11 protein-coding genes are annotated in these 16,982 nt (G+C 46.6%); 8 read left to right on the top strand and 3 right to left on the bottom strand.

The genetic code is table 11. The features are described 5' to 3' along the window. Positions 1 to 34 precede the first annotated feature (34 nt). Entirely contained in the window at positions 35 to 5,671 is a 5,637-nt protein-coding gene (locus tag IDJ77_RS04265) for a YVTN family beta-propeller repeat protein (RefSeq protein ID WP_191187692.1), read from the top strand. 159 nt (positions 5,672 to 5,830) lie between these two features. On the opposite strand, the gene IDJ77_RS04260 is transcribed toward IDJ77_RS04265, so the two are convergent. After that, positions 5,831 to 6,226: a (R)-mandelonitrile lyase gene (locus tag IDJ77_RS04260; protein WP_191187691.1), complete on the bottom strand. Its 396-nt coding sequence runs from the start codon at positions 6,224 to 6,226 to the stop codon at positions 5,831 to 5,833. Positions 6,227 to 6,335: 109 nt separating this feature from the next. Here IDJ77_RS04260 and IDJ77_RS04255 point away from each other — a divergent pair, with 109 nt between their 5' ends. From IDJ77_RS04255 to IDJ77_RS04225, 7 genes are all read left to right on the top strand, one after another. Further along, entirely contained in the window at positions 6,336 to 10,574 is a 4,239-nt protein-coding gene (locus IDJ77_RS04255; protein WP_191187690.1) for a gliding motility-associated C-terminal domain-containing protein, read from the top strand. A gap of 217 nt (positions 10,575 to 10,791) precedes the next feature. After that, positions 10,792 to 11,364 (top strand): Crp/Fnr family transcriptional regulator, encoded by a 573-nt coding sequence (locus tag IDJ77_RS04250; protein ID WP_191187689.1) that lies wholly within the window; start codon positions 10,792 to 10,794, stop codon positions 11,362 to 11,364. A 397-nt stretch (positions 11,365 to 11,761) separates the two neighbouring features. Further along, the gene (locus tag IDJ77_RS04245) at positions 11,762 to 12,280 is read left to right on the top strand and encodes a YceI family protein (RefSeq protein ID WP_191187688.1); all 519 of its coding nucleotides are present in this window, start codon (positions 11,762 to 11,764) and stop codon (positions 12,278 to 12,280) included. Between the two features lie 29 nt (positions 12,281 to 12,309). Beyond that, on the top strand, positions 12,310 to 12,528 hold the full coding sequence (locus IDJ77_RS04240) for a tautomerase family protein (protein ID WP_191187687.1): 219 nt from the start codon (positions 12,310 to 12,312) through the stop codon (positions 12,526 to 12,528). A gap of 4 nt (positions 12,529 to 12,532) precedes the next feature. Next, on the top strand, positions 12,533 to 13,267 hold the full coding sequence (locus tag IDJ77_RS04235) for an SDR family NAD(P)-dependent oxidoreductase (protein WP_191187686.1): 735 nt from the start codon (positions 12,533 to 12,535) through the stop codon (positions 13,265 to 13,267). A gap of 72 nt (positions 13,268 to 13,339) precedes the next feature. Further along, positions 13,340 to 13,720, top strand: a complete 381-nt coding sequence (locus tag IDJ77_RS04230) for a nuclear transport factor 2 family protein (protein ID WP_224750957.1) — start codon at positions 13,340 to 13,342, stop codon at positions 13,718 to 13,720. A gap of 13 nt (positions 13,721 to 13,733) precedes the next feature. Next, positions 13,734 to 14,819, top strand: coding sequence for an NAD(P)H-dependent flavin oxidoreductase (locus IDJ77_RS04225; RefSeq protein ID WP_191187684.1), 1,086 nt, complete (start codon positions 13,734 to 13,736; stop codon positions 14,817 to 14,819). A 141-nt stretch (positions 14,820 to 14,960) separates the two neighbouring features. Here the strand turns inward: IDJ77_RS04225 and prfH are convergent, their stop codons facing one another. Together prfH and IDJ77_RS04215 are read right to left on the bottom strand one after the other, a co-directional pair. After that, a complete protein-coding gene (prfH, locus tag IDJ77_RS04220; protein WP_224750956.1) occupies positions 14,961 to 15,569 on the bottom strand; it encodes a peptide chain release factor H in 609 nt (202 codons plus the stop codon). A gap of 11 nt (positions 15,570 to 15,580) precedes the next feature. Beyond that, the gene (locus tag IDJ77_RS04215; RefSeq protein ID WP_191187682.1) at positions 15,581 to 16,981 is read right to left on the bottom strand and encodes an RtcB family protein; all 1,401 of its coding nucleotides are present in this window, start codon (positions 16,979 to 16,981) and stop codon (positions 15,581 to 15,583) included. Position 16,982 lies beyond the last annotated feature (1 nt).

Below are 16,982 nucleotides of genomic sequence, written 5' to 3'. Positions count from 1 at the left end.
AGGATTGATTTGATATGTACCTACACCCTATTGCATGAGGAAACTTTTACTTGTCGTATTTTTTTTAACAGCCTTATTCCTTATCCCTGGCGGTGTAATTGCGCAGGAAAGCCAAACCGTAACTACCGGCGATTTCACCAAACCCGTTGAGTTCCCGGGCGGAAACTGCGTTTACCGGTGGACCAACAGCAACCCCTTTGTTGGACTGAGTGCCGCGGGCGGAACCGGTAACATAGCGCCTTTTAAAGCTATCAATACACTGCCAATCCCGGTTGTAGCCACTTTTACGGCAGAGCCTGTTGCATCTGATTTTGCCTACGTTCCCGTTAGTTCCACCAATAGCGTTTCGGTTATCAGCATTGCAACCCACAGCGTTGTGGCAAACATCCCTGTGGGAAACGCGCCTTCCGGCGTAGCGGTAAACCCTCAGGGTACTTTGGTTTATGTCACTAATGCCGACGCTAATGCTATCGGAAACACTGTTTCGGTTATCAGTACGGCCACCAACAAAGTAGTTGCAGGTGTTTTTGTTGGAGAAGGCCCGCGCGGTATAGTGGTTGGTGCCGATGGGAGCCGCGTTTATGTAGCAAATTCCAATTCGGATAACGTGTCGGTAATTGATGCAGCAAATAATTACGTAATAGCCACTATCCCAACAGGGCAAACGCCGGTGGGTATGGTTATAAGCCCCGATGGCAGTAAATTATACGTAGCAAATACCAACGGAGGTTCGGTATCGGTTATAGCACTTTCGGATAACAGCGTCATAGCCACCATCCCGATAGAGAAATTCTCCAACTTCCTTGCCGTTAGTCCCGATGGTAAAACCTTATATGCAACTAACGGGGGAGGGACAACGGTAACCGTAATTAACGCGATAACCAATAGCATCATAAAAAAAATAGAAGTAGGCTCCAATTCATGGGGGATAGCAATATCTCCCGATGGCAGTAAAGCTTATGTGGCTTTAACCACGGGTGCAACGGCTATAATAGATCTTGTTAGCGGCACGGTTTCCACCCGGTCTACGCCCTCTAACCCGCAAACTATAGCCATTGCTCCTGATGGCACAATTTATATAACAGATGCTGCAGGCGGCAACCTCAACTATTACAATGCCGATTTTTCCTATGGTGGCCAAATACATGTAGGTGCTGGTTTGGTATTTGGTAATTTCATTAAAAAGAGCCAGCCCTGCACGGCCAGTCCCGTAACATTTACTATTACTGTTAACCCGGCATCAACTACCACTATAACCAACGGACCGGTTAGTGGCGACATAAGCGCATGTATTGGCGCGGCTTCTGCAAGCCCGTTTATACAGCAATTTAAAGTTTCGGGCACGGGCTTAACTGATAATATTACCGCCACCGCCCCAACGGGTTTCGAGCTGTCACTTGCCCCAGCAAGCGGCTATGGAAATTCGGTGAGCGTTCCGCAGAGTGGCGGTAAGGTAAGCGAGGTGAGGGTTTACGTAAGATCTGCCGCCACGGCAAATAGTGGCTATATATCCGGTTCGGTGGCTTTGGCATCGGCGGGAACGCCTGTAAAATATGTGGGCGTGAACGGTTGGGTAAATAAATTGCCCGCGGTAAATAACCCGGACGACAAATTTGTTGCAAAAGGAGAAACACTGCCGGTTATTAATTTAACAGGCACTGCAAATATTTACCGATGGACCAACGACAATCCATCCATTGGCCTTGCGGCAAGCGGGGAGGGGGATATTACATCGTTTACGGCTATCAATACCGGTAGTACCCCGGTTGTGGCCAACATTAGGGTAACGCCCGTGCCGGCGCAGCTGGCCTATATTTCAAACTACAATGATAACACTGTTTCGGTGGTTGATATTGCCGGGAGCAGGGTATTGACAACGATTCCGGTGGGTAAAAGCCCAACTGGGATAGCCGTTGCCCGGGACGGGAGCATGGTATTTGTCGCCAATTATGATTCGGATAACATATCGGTGATCAGTACTTTTTCAAACAAAGTTATCAATACAATCGCGGTAGGGAAGAATCCGTCGGCGGTGGCGGTATCTACAGACGGGAGCAAGTTATATGTGGCTAATAACGGCACCAACAAGGTTGCGGTTATCAGTACCTCTAACTTTCAAACGCTGGATATTATAACGGTTGGAGAAAACCCGGACGGGCTGGCTGTTAGCCATGATGGTACACGGCTTTATGTTTTAAATTACAGCAGCTTTTCCATTTCTGTTGTAGATGTGGCCTCGAACACCATAGTGGCAACTATGACCGGAATAAACGGAGCGGTCAGGGATATTTGTATAAGCCCGGATGACAGCAGGTTATATGTATCGATCAATAGTTTCGACAATGTATTAGTATTTAGTACCGTAACGAATACTTTAGAAACAAAAATACCAGCGCCCGGGGGGCTTGGGTTTATCGGTATAAGCCCCGACGGAAATACGCTATATGGGGGCAGCGGGCAGGTATTGGACATACCTACAGGTACAAAGAAAACTAATACATTCACTTCCCCAACGCAGTCAGGGCTCGCCTTATCTGCCGACGGCCAGCTATTAATTGTACCCATTGATTATCAAAATAATTTGTTGGTGGTGAATGTTACGACCAATGCTGTCGTTAGCAAAATAGCTGTTGGCAAGTCCCCATTCGTTATTGGTAATTTTATAAAGGAAAACCCCGGTTGCGACGGCCAGCCAATTGATTTTAAGATAACCGTAAACCCTACTTTAACAGCAATTACAACTACCGCTGTAACGGGTAAAATTTCTGCGTGTGTAGGTAGTGCTTCGGTTAGCCCTAATATTCAGCAGTTTAAGGTTTTGGGCACTTTTCTAACGGAGCAAATCACGGCAACGGCCCCGGCGGGTTTCGAACTATCGCTTAGTGCCGGTAGCGCTTATGGCAATGCTGTAAGTATTCCGCAAAGTGGTGGTAAGGTAACCGATGTTATTGTTTATGTACGGTCGGCAGCGTCTGCTCCCCTTGGTTACATCCAAGGCAACGTATCACTTACATCGGGTGATGCGCCCTTGCAAAATGTAAACGTATCCGGCTACGTAAACGAACTGCCTTTTGTTAATAACCCGGGCGATAAAACAGTTGATAACGGGGCAGTATCAGCCGCAATTGTTTTCGAGGGGACAGGTAATTTTTTCGAGTGGACAAACGATAATCCATCCATCGGCCTGGCTGCAAATGGCGTTGGAGATATTGCATCCTTTATGGCGATAAACACCGGTAAAACAGCCGTTAAAGCCAATATTAAAGTCACCCCGGTGTCGGCGCAGCTGGGGTATGTCACCAATTTTAACAGCAACGATGTATCGGTGATCAACACGGCCAATAATTCGGTTATCAAAACTATCCCGGTGGGTACCAACCCCGTTGGCGTTGCCGCAAGCCGCGATGGTAGTATGATGTATGTCACCAATACCGGCTCCGGTAATGTTTCAGCGATAAATACATTTCTTAACAAAGTTACATACACTATCGGTGTTGGCTACAGGCCAACAGGGATAGTAATGTCGCCCGATGGGCTTAGTTTATATGTTACTAATTTTGGGCAGAAAACTGTGTCGGTTATTGCGACGTTAACCCAGCAGGTGGTTGCCACTTTCGTTGTTGGCGAAAACCCCAATGGGATAACCATCAGCCACGATGGAAAGCGGTTGTATGTAGTGAATTATTCAGGGAACAGCCTTTCGGTGGTCAATACAGGTAGCAAGACAGTAATAGCTACCATACCTATAGGAGACTTGCCCCAGGGCATTTGTATTAGCCCGGATGATAGCAGGGTATATGTGGTTAACGAAAATTCCGGCAGTGTTTTGGTTATCAATACAGCAACCAACAAGGTTATAGCCGAGATACCCGTTGGCAGCGCGCCCGAAAATATTGCTATTAAACCTGATGGCAGCCTGGTTTATGTAACCAATGTAATGTCTAATACGGTATCGGTTATCAGTACCGTCACTAACTCGGTAATAGCCAGTATCCCTACCGGCAATGCCCCGATGGGTGTAACGGTAAGCTCTGATGGTACACGGTTATTTGTGGCCAATACGCTGGATAATAGCATGTCTGTTATCAATACGGCTAACAATACGGTGGTAGCTACCATCCCGGTAGGCGATCACCCATATGCAATAGGTAATTTTATTAAGGAAAGCACCGGCTGCCCTGGTGTGCCTGTAGATTTTAGCATAACGGTTAATCCAACCGTGCCACTTATAACAGCTACACCTGCAACGGGTACAATATCTGTCTGCACGGGCAATGTATCAGCCGGCACCAATATCCAGCAGTTTAATGTATCAGGCATTAATTTATCCGCAGGTATCACTGGCAACGCGCCGGCTGGGTTCGAAATATCGCTGACCGCTACTGGGGGTTATGGAGCAACTGTTACCATGCCCCATACCAACGGAAAGGTAAACGACATTATCGTATACGTACGGTCGGCAGCTTCTAATATCCCGGGTGCTGTTTCGGGTGATGTTATTTTAAGTTCAGTTGGCGCAGAAAATATTCCTGTTCGTGTTGCTGCTTTTATTAATGCGCTGCCTACCGTTAATGATCCGGGCAATCAAAGCGTGGTAAATGGCGCTGTAACCACTGCAATTAATTTTACCGGAACGGGCACTACGTTTACCTGGATAAACAACACCCCCTCTATCGGACTGGCCGCCAGCGGCACGGGTAATATCGGAGCGTTCACTGCCCAAAATACAGGTACGGGTACAGTTGTTGCTACTATTACCATTATTTCCCAAAACCAAACGTGCACCAGCGATCCGGTTAGTTTTACCATCACCGTGAATCCCACCCCACCACCCACCTTATCCGCATCGGGTACGCTTTTGCCGCTAACCACGGTATATGGCACATCGTCGTCATCAGAGAGTTTTACCGTATCTGGTACAAATATTATTTCGGGTATTTCAATTGCCGCGCCCGCCGGGTTTGAAGTAAGCACCGATAACCTTACGTTTAGCAGCACGGCTGCCGTAGCGGGCACCGGCACCATTCCGGCAAAGCCAGTATATATCAGGCTGACATCAAAAGCAGCCGTTGGTACATACGGGGGCGATATTTTGGTGAGCGTAAGTGCTGCTACATCTGCAACGGTGGTAATACCCAATAGTACGGTAACGCCCGCCCCGCTAATGATCACTGCGGATAATAAAGCCAAAGCCTTTGGCGAGGTAAACCCGGCGCTCACGGTAAGCTACAGCGGTTTTGTAAACAACGATAACGCCACCAAGCTTACCCGCCAACCCAGTGTGTCTACCAGCGCAACCACTACATCCGAACCGGGAGATTACGCCATAATTGTCAGCGATGCGGCGGCTTTAAATTACACTCTTAGCTACCTGCCCGGCGTATTAACTATTAAGCCGGCTATAACGCTGGTAGCTATCCCCAATACTTTTACGCCCAATGGCGATGGCGTAAACGATACCTGGAACCTCTCGTTTTTGCAGGGATACCCAAAAGCCACAGTAAGCGTATTAAACAGGTGGGGCGATAAAGTTTATTCATCCATAGGGTACGCCGTACCCTGGGATGGCAAATACAAGGATGCCTTTTTGCCCAGCGGTACCTATTATTACGTCATAAACCCCAAAGACGGCCAACCGGTTATAAGCGGCTGGGTAGCACTTATCCGTTAATAGATTTAACTATGGACAATCGCGCTTACTTATTTTGCTACAGGCAAGCGATGTTTGGCCCGGTACTCGTTTGGCGAGCAGCTGTAGATCTTTTTAAACTCCCGGAAGAAATAGGTTTTATTGTTGAACCCGGTTATATCGGCTTCCCCGGGGGATAGCTTATCCGTTGTATTGTTCGTCGGTAACCTGTTCCATCCAGTCTACCGGCGAACCGTTTAGTTTTTCCTGTATCGCTATATGGCTCATGGCGGTGGTGGCGGTAGCGCCGTGCCAGTGCTTTTCGCCCGGCGTAAAATATACCACATCGCCCTGGCGGATGTCCTGCCTCGCTTCGCCCTCCTGCTGTACCCATCCCGCGCCTGCGGTAACAATAAGAGTTTGCCCAAAAGGGTGGGTATGCCAGGCGGTGCGGGCACCCGGTTCAAAAGTAACCAGCGCCATAGCTATGCGCGAGGGTTCGGGCGGATTGATCAGTGGGTCTATCCTAACCGTTCCGGTAAAATATTCGGCGGGGCCTTTTCCTGAAGGCTGCGTTCCAATGCGTTTTATTTCCATATCGATGTGTCTTTGTATTTGTTAAAGGCAAACAGTTTTTATTGAAATGTAGGTATTATAATCGAATAAGTGTTATTATTGTAATGCTTTGTTATCATGTTAGCCCCTGATGGAATCTTCTAAACCGTGCCTTTTACTCCAGATTGTCCGGCTGTTTTTATTCTGCATTATTTTTCTTCTGCCCAAACTGGCATCGGCACAAATAGATAAGGAATTCTGGTTTGTTGCACCTAATGTACATGCGGAAGGTTCGAGACAGTTTAACCTGCCCATTACCTTGCGCATAACAACCCTGGCGTCACCGGCCACGGTAACTATCTCAATACCGGCCAATCCATCTTTTACCCCCATTACAAGGGATGTTGGTGCCAACGAAAATATCAGTGTAGACTTAAGCACCTGGGTGGATCAGCTGCAAAATACTCCGGCAAATACCACGTTGGATAAGGGCCTTTTAATAACATCTACAGCAGATATTACGGCTTATTATGAAGTAGTAAGCGGTTTTTGCAAATGTAACCCCGAAATATTTTCTCTTAAAGGCAAAAATGCATTGGGTAAAGAGTTCTTTATATCATCGCAGTATACCTATAATGAATCTACCAGTTACCCGGGTACAAACGCGTTTGATATTGTGGCAACTACGGATAATACACACGTTACCATTACCCCCACCAACAACATTGTTGGCCATAACGCCAATATCCCGTTCACTATCACCTTAAACAGGGGGCAAACATTTTCGGCAGTGGCATCAAGCAGCGCTGCCAGCGGGCATCTTCAGGGTTCGTACATATCATCAGACAATCCTATTGCGGTTACCATTAAAGACGACCTGGTGCAGATCTCCAGCTGCGCCGACCTTATTGGCGACCAAACCGTACCCACCACTGTATTGGGCACAGAATATATTGTTACGAAAGGTTTTTTGCAGCCGATTGATAACATTTACGTGATGGCTGTTGAAAACAATACATCTGTTTATATTGATGGCAATACATCTCCAGTAGCGGTGTTAGCTAAAGGGCAGTCGGCTATCCTCGATCTGACCAACCCCAATGTTTACATTCGGGCCGACAAAAAAATATATGTTTATCACCTAACAGGGAATGGTTGCGAGGCAGGGTCGGCAATTATCCCGAAATTAAATTGTACGGGCTCAAGGTCGGTAAGCGTGGTACGAAGCAACGAAGGCTTGTTCGCGGTGATGATCACCACAAAAAATGGCAATCAGAACGGTTTTACGGTTAACGGGAACAGTACACTTGTGAAAAGCAGTGATTTTGCCGTTGTGCCGGGTACGGGCGGGGTGTATGTTACTTCGAGGATAGACCTCAGCGGCAATGCCTCTGTTGGCGATGCATTGAATTTTGCAAATTCTACCGGGAATTTCTCCCTGGGTTTTATAAACGGCGGAACTGACGATGGAACACGGTATGGGTTCTTTTCAGATTTTAAATCGAGCAATGTAGAGAGCAGTTCTTTTGAAACCTGTCCGTCTTCGCCCGTGCAACTAACCGCCTATGGTGGCGTAAGCTATAAATGGACGCCTGCCGCCGGGCTAAACAACCCTAATATAGCCAATCCAACAGCCTCGCCGGCATCCACAACAGATTATACAGTTGAAATTACCACTGCCGATGGCTGCGTGGATTTTGCTACGGTGCATGTAACGGTCTCGGGCGGGATAACACCTTCCGTCAGTATCGCGGCCTCAGCAAATGATATTTGCCCCGGTACGCTGGTAACGTTTACAGCCACACCGGTAAATGGCGGCGCTACCCCCGTTTACCAATGGCAGGTTAACGGCGTAAATGCCGGTACCAATAGCCCCACGTTTAGCAGCAGCGCGCTTGCCAACGGCGATAAGGTAAGCTGTAAAATGACGAGTAGCGCGCCATGTGCTGCCCCCGCCGGCGTTACAAGCAATAGTATTACCATGAATGTTGCCAGCATTGTACCGCCAACCATTGATATCGCGGCTTCGGATAACAACGTTTGTGAGGGTACATTTGTTAGTTTTGCCGCAACGGTTACAAACGCGGGCAGCAGCCCTGCTTATCAATGGCAGGTAAACGGTATAAATGCCGGCGCTAACAGCCTCACTTTTAGCAGCAGTACGCTCGCAAATGGCGACAAGGTAAGTTGTACCGTAACTACAACATCTGCATGTGGTACAGTTTATGCCATTACGAGCAATACGGTAGCCATGGTTGTTAATACTAATCTGCCGGTGTCGGTCAGTATTACGGTTTCACAAAATAACGTTTGCGTTGGTGTTAATGCCACCTTCACGGCAACACCAACCAATGGTGGCACCGCGCCGGTTTATCAGTGGCGGGTAAACGGTGTAAATGGCGGCACAAACAGTCCAACTTTTAGCAGCAGCACACTTACCAACGGCGACAGGGTGGTTTGCGTGATGCAAAGCAATGCCATATGCGCCACGCCGACTGCTGCAAGTAGCAACGAAGTTGTTATGATCGTAATGCCTTATGTAACCCCTTCTGTTAATATTGCAGCTTCAGCAAATAATATTTGCCCCGGCGATATCATTACATTTACTGCCACACCGGTAAACGGCGGCGCAGCCCCCGCCTATCAATGGAAGGTAAATGGCAATAACGCAGGCACCAATAGCGCCACCTTTGCAGGCACTACCTTTGTAAACGGCGATGTAGTAAGTTGTATCATAACCAGCAATGCTGTTTGCCCTACCACACCTACTGCCACAAGCAATAGTATTAACATAATTGTAAACACCCCGGTTAGCCCATCCGTATCTATCACAGCTTCGGGTAATAACATTTGTTCGGGCACTTCGGTCACATTTACAGCTACACCTGTCAACGGTGGTAGTGCTCCCATTTACCAATGGCAGGTAAATGGCATAAATGCCGGTACAAACAGCAATGTTTTTAGCAGAAGCACTCTTGCCAATAATGATGTTGTAAGCTGCCGGTTAACCAGTAACGCAAAATGCGCGATACCTGCAGTTGTACCCAGTAACACGCTTACCATGGTTGTAAATCCGGTACTGTCGGCATCTGTGAGCATTGTGGCTTCACAAAATGATGTTTGCACGGGTACTAACATTACTTTTACCGCGACGCCTGTAAACGGCGGCAGCATTCCTGCATACCAATGGGCGGTAAACGGTGTAAATGCCGGCAACAACAGCGCAACCTTTAGCAGCAGCACTTTTGCCAACGGCGACAGGGTAACCTGTATAATGACAAGCACCGCGCTATGTGCCACCCCGGCTGCAGTAAGCAGCAACACGGTTACCATGATCATAAATCCATATGTAACGCCTTCGGTTAGTATCGCGGCATCTACCAATAATATTTGCCCGGGCCAAACAGTTACCTTTACGGCTGTCGCCATAAACGGCGGCACGGTGCCGGCTTATCAATGGCTGCTCAATGGTAATAACGCGGGCTCTAATAACTCAACTTTTGCAAGTAATACATTTATAGATGGCGATGTAGTTAAATGCATTATAACCAGCAGCGCTGCCTGCACTACAACCTCTACAGCCACAAGCAGCGACATTAGCGTAACCGTAAACCTGCCGGTTAGCCCATCGGTAACTATCGCGGCTTCAAACAATAATGTTTGTTATGGTACTTCGATCACTTTTACGGCTACACCAATTAATGGTGGTAACGCGCCCGCTTACCAGTGGCTGATAAACGGAGTAAGCACCGGGACCAACAGCAATACGTTTGTTAGCAATACGCTTGCCAATAATGATGTGGTAAGCTGCCGGTTAACCAGTAATGCAAAATGCGCGGTGCCCGCAATTGTACCCAGTAATAATACTATAACTATGGTTATTAATCCGCTCCCTGTGGTTAACGGCGGCGGCGATAAAACCATCGAAAAAGGTAACAGCGTTACGTTAAGCGCAAACGCCTCGGGTAATATCGCTAATGTAACTTGGAGCCCTTCGGCAGGGTTAGATAATACCACAACATTAACCCCCACGGCAAACCCGGAGAAAACTACCTTATACACCTTAACAGTGCAATCAGCAGCGGGTTGCGTAAACACAGCCACCGTAAAAATTACGGTGCTTACACACCTCATCATACCCAATACATTTACGCCAAACGGCGACGGCATTAATGATAAATGGGAAATTGGCAACCTGGCAGATTACCCCGATGCCTACGTTAAAGTATTTAATCGCTGGGGATCGGAAGTGTACCGTTCAAAAGGCGGCAGTGGTACCTGGGATGGAACGATAAAAGGTAAACGTTTGCCTTTTGGCACCTACTACTATGTTATAAACCTGGATAAAAAAGCGACCCCGATAAGTGGCTATGTAGCTTTGATAAGGTAACATTTTTGGGTAACACGTAGTAAATGGCAGAGGCGAAGCTACCGGGACGGGTCTTCGGATCAGGTTCGAGCCCTGCAAGGCTATTGATTCTCCCTGAGGGCTAAGTTTTACTTCCCTTTGTCTTGCTCGTATTGCCAGGCTGAACCCTATTTAATATATTCAATTTTTAAAAGAATATTTATATTTAAAAATTGTTGTGTTATTGGTAATACAAGCTATGGAAGCCAAAGAACTGTTACGAACTCACGTCACTAAATCAGCCAGTCTAACTGAGGAACAGTTTGATTATTTCTTTTCACATTTTCAAAAACAGGATTTCAAGAAAGGGCAGGCTATCATTACCGCGGGCGACACCGTAAATTGTGAATATTTTGTGATCTCAGGATGTTTGAAGTCTTTCTACATCAACGAAGATATTAAAATGTTCATCCTTCAGTTTGCCATGCCTACCTGGTGGGCATCGGACTATAGCGCTTTATATAACAACACTAAAGCTTCCATCAATGTAGATTGTATCACTGATGCCGAGGTGCTTTGCCTTAGCAACGACGACAGGGAGAAATTATGCAATGAACTTCACCAGGTGGAGCACTTTTTTAGGTGGCGAACCAATAGAGGTTACGTTGCCGCACAAAAAAGGCTGCTGTCTTTTATGAATAATAATGTGAAGTATAGATACGAGGAACTGCTAAAACTATATCCCGAATTGTATAATATAGTACCGAAAAACCTGATTGCCGCCTACCTGGGTGTTTCAAGAGAAACGCTTAGCAGGCTTTACACCTCCTGATCCTACCATCTTCATAAACTTTCGCTTTTAGCATACTTGCCTCTATACCGATTTTTTGATCTGTTAATTTGATGTAGAAGAGTGAAGTTTAAGTAGCTCTGCAGCGCCACTCCGGCCATAAATTTGTAGACAGAAAGGGCCTATCCTAAATTCATTTATTATTTAAGTTAAACAGAGGCAGTCACTTTGTCGCCCTGGAACAACCCCAAATCTTTGCCGGAGAAATACGCGGGGCATTTAAACGCTGCGCTATAAAATGCTGCCATTGAGTATGGCAATTGGGTAGGGGAGTGACCTACATCACATAAACAGGCTGCTTGTTTGAATGTGATGTAGGTCACCTTCATAACCGCCAAATGCTGCCGTAATTTGTTCTATAATTTAAAACATAAATAAAATGAAAAATCAAAAATTCGAGATCGTAACCCCACAAAGTAATATCGGCTGGGTGGGAAAAAAAGTAACCGGCGCGCATAACGGTACCATCGCCATCAAAGAAGGCGAAGTGATTTTAAACGACGGTAAACTTGCCGGTGGTAAATTCATCATCGATACCACTTCCATTAAGATACTGGATGTAACCGACCCTGATTTAAACGCTCAATTTTGGGGACACCTGGCTTCTGATGATTTCTTCTCATTGGAGAAATACCCGGAAGCTGTTTTAGAAATAACCTCGGTTGAAGGTAACCATGTGGAAGGCAACCTGACCATTAAAGATATTACACATGCTATTGGTTTTGATGTTGCCGTAAATGTGAACGGCGATGTATTAACCGCAACAGGCCTTGTGGTAGTTGACCGTACCAAATACGGGATGAAGTTCCGCTCAGGAAATTTCTTCCAAAACCTGGGCGATACCCTTATCTACAATGATTTTGAACTGAATGTAAACATTATTGCTAAAGCTGTTTAACCAACAGCTTTAGCTTAAAAATTAAAGCCATGCCATACGTAAAAATAGAAGTAACCCGCGAAGGAGTTACCAGGGAGCAAAAGCAAACACTGATAAAAGGTGTAACAGATTTGATAACCGATGTGTTGAATAAAGACCCGCAGCTAACCCATGTGGTGATACAGGAAATTGAGCTGGACGATTGGGGCTTTGCCGGCGAACAGGTATCAGTACTCAGAGAAAAAGGCATTACTGCCGAAAAAAAATAATACAATGAAAAAACAAACAATAATTGTTACCGGTGCCTCATCTGGCATTGGTAAAGAGATAGCCCGCCATTTTTTAGAAAAAGGCGATAATGTAGTGATCAATTCATTTACAGCAAAAAAGCTGGAAGAAGTTTACCAGGAACTTGGGGCAGGTGAAAACCTGGCCATGGTTGCCGGTAATGTGAGCGATAAAAAAACAGGCGAAAGGCTTGTGGCAACCGCTGTAGAAAAATTCGGTTCGGCAGATGTACTGGTAAATAACGCCGGTATTTTCGAAACCAAACCTTTCCTGGAGGTAGATGAAGCCTACCTCGACCGTTTCTTAAATACGAATTTGAAGGGTACTTACTTCACCACCCAGGCCGTTATTCCGCAAATGCTGAAACAGCGTGATGGTGTGGTAATTAATATTGGCACGCCACTGGTAAACCATGCACTCGGCGGGGTACCTATTACTGCGCAAATGGCATCAAAAGGGGCAATACACGCGCTAACCCTGCAACTGGCAGCCGAGTTTGGTAAAGACAACATCAGGGTAAATACCGTTGCACCCGGCACCATCCGTACACCTATGCATGGTAAAGATGCCGACGATAGTGCAGGTTTGCACCTGCTGAACCGTGTTGGCGAAGTGGAAGACATTGCCGAAATGGTTTATACAGTTGCAAAGAGCAACTTTATCAGCGGCGCCATTATCAACGTAGATGGTGGTTTGGCAGCGGGCCATAACTTAAATTGAGTGAAAACGTTTTTATTAACAGCTTTTTTGTCCTGTATATTACAGGTATCTAAAGCACAACTTCAAAACAAAATGGAAACTGATCAACAAGATAAATTAGCGATCACCCGGGCACTGGAGGATCTTTATCTGAAAGGAATATACGAAGGTGATATCAACCTGCTCCGCAAAGTGTATCATCCCGGCACGCTCGTATTCGGAGATATTAAAGGGGTACCGTACGCTAAAACGCTCGAACAATACCTTGATGGCGTAAAAAACCGCCAGAGTGTAAAAGACTCCGGGAAGCCGTTCAAGGGTATAATTACCTCCATCGATGTAGTGAATTCTATAGCCGTAGCCAAATTACATGTTAAAATGTATGATTTCAATTACGATGAATTTCTGTCTTTTCATAAAATTGACGGACAGTGGTTTATCGTCAATAAAATGTTAACAGACGTAGCCCAATAAATATAGCAGCATCATGTGGTATCAAACAAAAGCAACCGAAATTCTGGGTATTCAATACCCTATCCTGCAAGGGCCGTTCGGCGGTAACCTTTCATCTGTGCAACTGGTATCAACTGTATCAAATGCGGGCGGACTTGGCGGATACGGCGCTTATACGCTTAGCCCGCAAGAGATCATCGAAGTGGACCGCCGGATAAAGGCGGCAACTAATAAGCCCTACAATATCAACCTGTGGGTATCTGATACCGACGCGGTTGACGGCACGATCTCCGACGAGCAGTTCAGTCGGTCGCAACAACTATTCAAACCTTATTTTGATGAGTTAGGGATAGAGCTGCCCGAAAAACCTGCACCATTCAAAACCCGGTTCGAAAACCAGGTTGAGGTGATCCTGCACCAGCGACCACCGGTATTTAGCTTTATGTTTGGTACCCCATCTGCTGATATTTTAGAACAAAGCAAAAAGCTCGGTATTGTTACCATTGGTGCCGCAACCACGCTTGATGAGGCTATTGCTTTGGAAGCAGCAGGCGTGGATATGATCATCGCTTCGGGTTTTGAGGCGGGCGGCCACCGGCCATCATTCCTGGCACCGGCTGAATCGTCAACGGTGGGAACGTTTGTATTGCTGCAACTTATTAAAGAGAAAGTAAAAACACCGGTAATTGCAGCAGGTGGTATAGCCAATGGCAAAGGCGTAGCCGCAGCGCTGGCGCTTGGCGCCGATGCCGCGCAAATAGGTACAGCTTTCCTGGCCACCGATGAATCAAATGCCACAGCTGTTCATAAACAAATGCTGTTTTCTGACGCAGCCAAATACACCACATTATCGAGGGCATTTACCGGCAGATTGGGCAGAGGTATAACAAGCCGGATTGCAAAGGATCTGGTACACCAGGAAAAGGATTTTCTGCCTTTCCCTTTGCAAACACAGTTTATGGCGCATATCCGCAAGGCGGCCATCGAACAGGAAAAATGGGATATGATCTTGTTTTGGGGTGGGCAGATAGCGCCGGTATTGAAACATAAAAAAGCCGCCGAACTAATGCACGCGTTAATTGAAGAAACCACCGCCTATTTTGAAAACTTAAAAGCTTAAGATGATGGAAAATGAGATCAATGTGATTTTACGTGTGCGGCTTAGTCGGCGGGCCCTTTGGTTTATCGGAAAATTCAATAAAAAACCGCCCCACAAATATCATGAGGCGGTCTGTTTTATTAGTCTGAATAACGTCAAGGGTTAAAACAATTTAGCCTTTATCGTTTTTACCGGATTGCCCCGCTCCAGGGCGTTATGTTCCTGCCACTGGCTTTGCTGTTGCGCTATCAGTTGTTCGGTTTGCCAAACCATTATTTTGGCTTCCAGCCGGGCCAGGCAAAGCTTCTTATTCTCCAGTTGTGAGCGCGTATCCATCGCCATAACTTGCAATCCCGACGGCAGATGGGTTCCCCGAACTGCGGTTTCCACCTTATTTACATTCTGCCCACCCGGCCCGGAAGAACGGCAGGTTTCCAGCTTTACATCTTTAGGGTTCCATTGCATCAGTTCCTGCACATCAAAAGCGGCTACACCAACAAACCAGTTCTTGCGCTTGTGGTATTTACGATAAGGGCTTTGCGCTATCCATTGTACGGTGCCGCTCCATTCTTTTACAAATGCATCCAGGTTATGACCCATAGCCATCATGGTTGCAGATAACAAGGTGCCGTTTAATTCGCCGGCTTTGTTTTCCAGCACTTCAATTTGGATATCCTGTTGTTTGGCCTGCTTCATCATCAGGCTTTGCACGCAGGCTACAACCCGGCAGCATTCTGCCGGGCCTTTGCCCGAGGTGATTTGTATCATCATCTTTTTCATCACTAATCCTTGTTCATTCTAACGATCCGTGGATAAAACTTGCCCTGGATATCTATCAGGTCGTGTTGAGCTGCTATTACAGTCTCGATATCCTTGTAAGCCAAAGGGTTCTCTTCAACCGTGCCGCCAATCAGGTTTACATTGGCATTGGTCAGCATTTTTTTCATCGCTGATACTGTCATGCTATCCTTAGCCTTTTGCCTGCTCATGGCCCGGCCGGCACCGTGCGATGCGGAGTATAATGCATCGCTGGTTCCTTTGCCTGCTACCAGGTAAGCCGGTGTGGTCATGCTGCCGGGAATAATACCCAACTCGCCTTTGTGAGCAGGTGTTGCACCCTTGCGATGGATAATAACATCCCGGCCATCAGCCAACTGGTCTTTCCAGGCAAAGTTGTGGTGGTTCTCTACCACGTGCAGAGCCTTCAAACCTAAGGCCTTTAACAGATTAGCATGGATACGTTCGTGGCAAGCTTTGGCATAATCGCCGGCCAGAGTCATAGTTAACCAATATTCCTGCCCCGCTTCGCTACTCATATCCAACCAGGCCAATTGCTGTGCATGGCGCGGAAGTTTGCAGGTATTCATGGCTATCTGCGTGTAATGCCTTGCAATGGCCGAGCCTAAACCACGGCTGCCTGAATGTGTCAGCAGGGCCGCATACTTTTTAGCCGGTAAGCCTAATGTGTTATCGGCTAATAATTCGATCTCGCCAAACTCCACAAAGTGGTTGCCGTTACCCGATGTGCCTAATTGCCTTACAGCTTTACTGCGCAGTGGTTTCAAAAATGGAATTTGGTTAAACACGGGGCTATCTAAAACTTCGTGTTCCTGCCTGGTTTCCAAACCACCTTCCATCCCAAAATGGGTATGAGTTTTTAGGGCTTGTTTAATTTGATATTCAAATCGCTTTAAGAAACCATCACTTTCATCAATAATTGATAGGGCCATGCGGCAGCCAATATCCATACCTACAGCATACGGTATTACCGCATTATTTGTCGCCAATACGCCACCAATAGGCAAACCAAAGCCCATGTGCGCATCGGGCATTAATGCACCTTGTACGCTCACGGGAAGCAGGTTAGCCAGCTCCATTTGTTTTTTTGCCGATTGCTCAATGTGCTTGCCGCCATAGGTTTTACAGTATACCGGTTCATCCCGCAGTTCAAATGTTTTAAACAGAGGCGCATCCGTTTTGCCGATTACCTTTTCGGCTATCTTGCTTGTTAATTCATCATCCAAATAGGCGCCCGGATTATTTTTAATATTCACCAACAGGTCAAGCAATTGCTGGTTGCTGTAGTGCTTGAAATTTTTAGAGGCTATGCCAATTATCAGGCTTCGCAGCTGATCGTTATGATAACCTATTTTACTTAGATCTTTTGTTCTTAAATTGCCCATG

It is taken from the genome of Mucilaginibacter pankratovii (assembly GCF_014773265.1).
Classification (GTDB): Bacteria; Bacteroidota; Bacteroidia; order Sphingobacteriales; family Sphingobacteriaceae; genus Mucilaginibacter; species Mucilaginibacter pankratovii.
Note: the sequence above shows the minus strand (reverse complement) of the source record. Positions and strands in the feature narration are given on the sequence as shown.

Excerpts from the sequence above, each read along its gene's own strand:
- IDJ77_RS04260 (WP_191187691.1), bottom strand. The coding sequence starts at position 6,226 with ATGGAAATAAAACGCATTGGAACGCAGCCTTCAGGAAAAGGCCCCGCC.
- IDJ77_RS04265 (WP_191187692.1), top strand. The coding sequence starts at position 35 with ATGAGGAAACTTTTACTTGTCGTATTTTTTTTAACAGCCTTATTCCTT.
- IDJ77_RS04240 (WP_191187687.1), top strand. The coding sequence starts at position 12,310 with ATGCCATACGTAAAAATAGAAGTAACCCGCGAAGGAGTTACCAGGGAG.
- IDJ77_RS04255 (WP_191187690.1), top strand. The coding sequence starts at position 6,336 with ATGGAATCTTCTAAACCGTGCCTTTTACTCCAGATTGTCCGGCTGTTT.
- IDJ77_RS04250 (WP_191187689.1), top strand. The coding sequence starts at position 10,792 with ATGGAAGCCAAAGAACTGTTACGAACTCACGTCACTAAATCAGCCAGT.
- IDJ77_RS04245 (WP_191187688.1), top strand. The coding sequence starts at position 11,762 with ATGAAAAATCAAAAATTCGAGATCGTAACCCCACAAAGTAATATCGGC.
- prfH (WP_224750956.1), bottom strand. The coding sequence starts at position 15,569 with ATGATGATACAAATCACCTCGGGCAAAGGCCCGGCAGAATGCTGCCGG.
- IDJ77_RS04235 (WP_191187686.1), top strand. The coding sequence starts at position 12,533 with ATGAAAAAACAAACAATAATTGTTACCGGTGCCTCATCTGGCATTGGT.
- IDJ77_RS04230 (WP_224750957.1), top strand. The coding sequence starts at position 13,340 with ATGGAAACTGATCAACAAGATAAATTAGCGATCACCCGGGCACTGGAG.
- IDJ77_RS04225 (WP_191187684.1), top strand. The coding sequence starts at position 13,734 with ATGTGGTATCAAACAAAAGCAACCGAAATTCTGGGTATTCAATACCCT.
- IDJ77_RS04215 (WP_191187682.1), bottom strand. The coding sequence starts at position 16,981 with ATGGGCAATTTAAGAACAAAAGATCTAAGTAAAATAGGTTATCATAAC.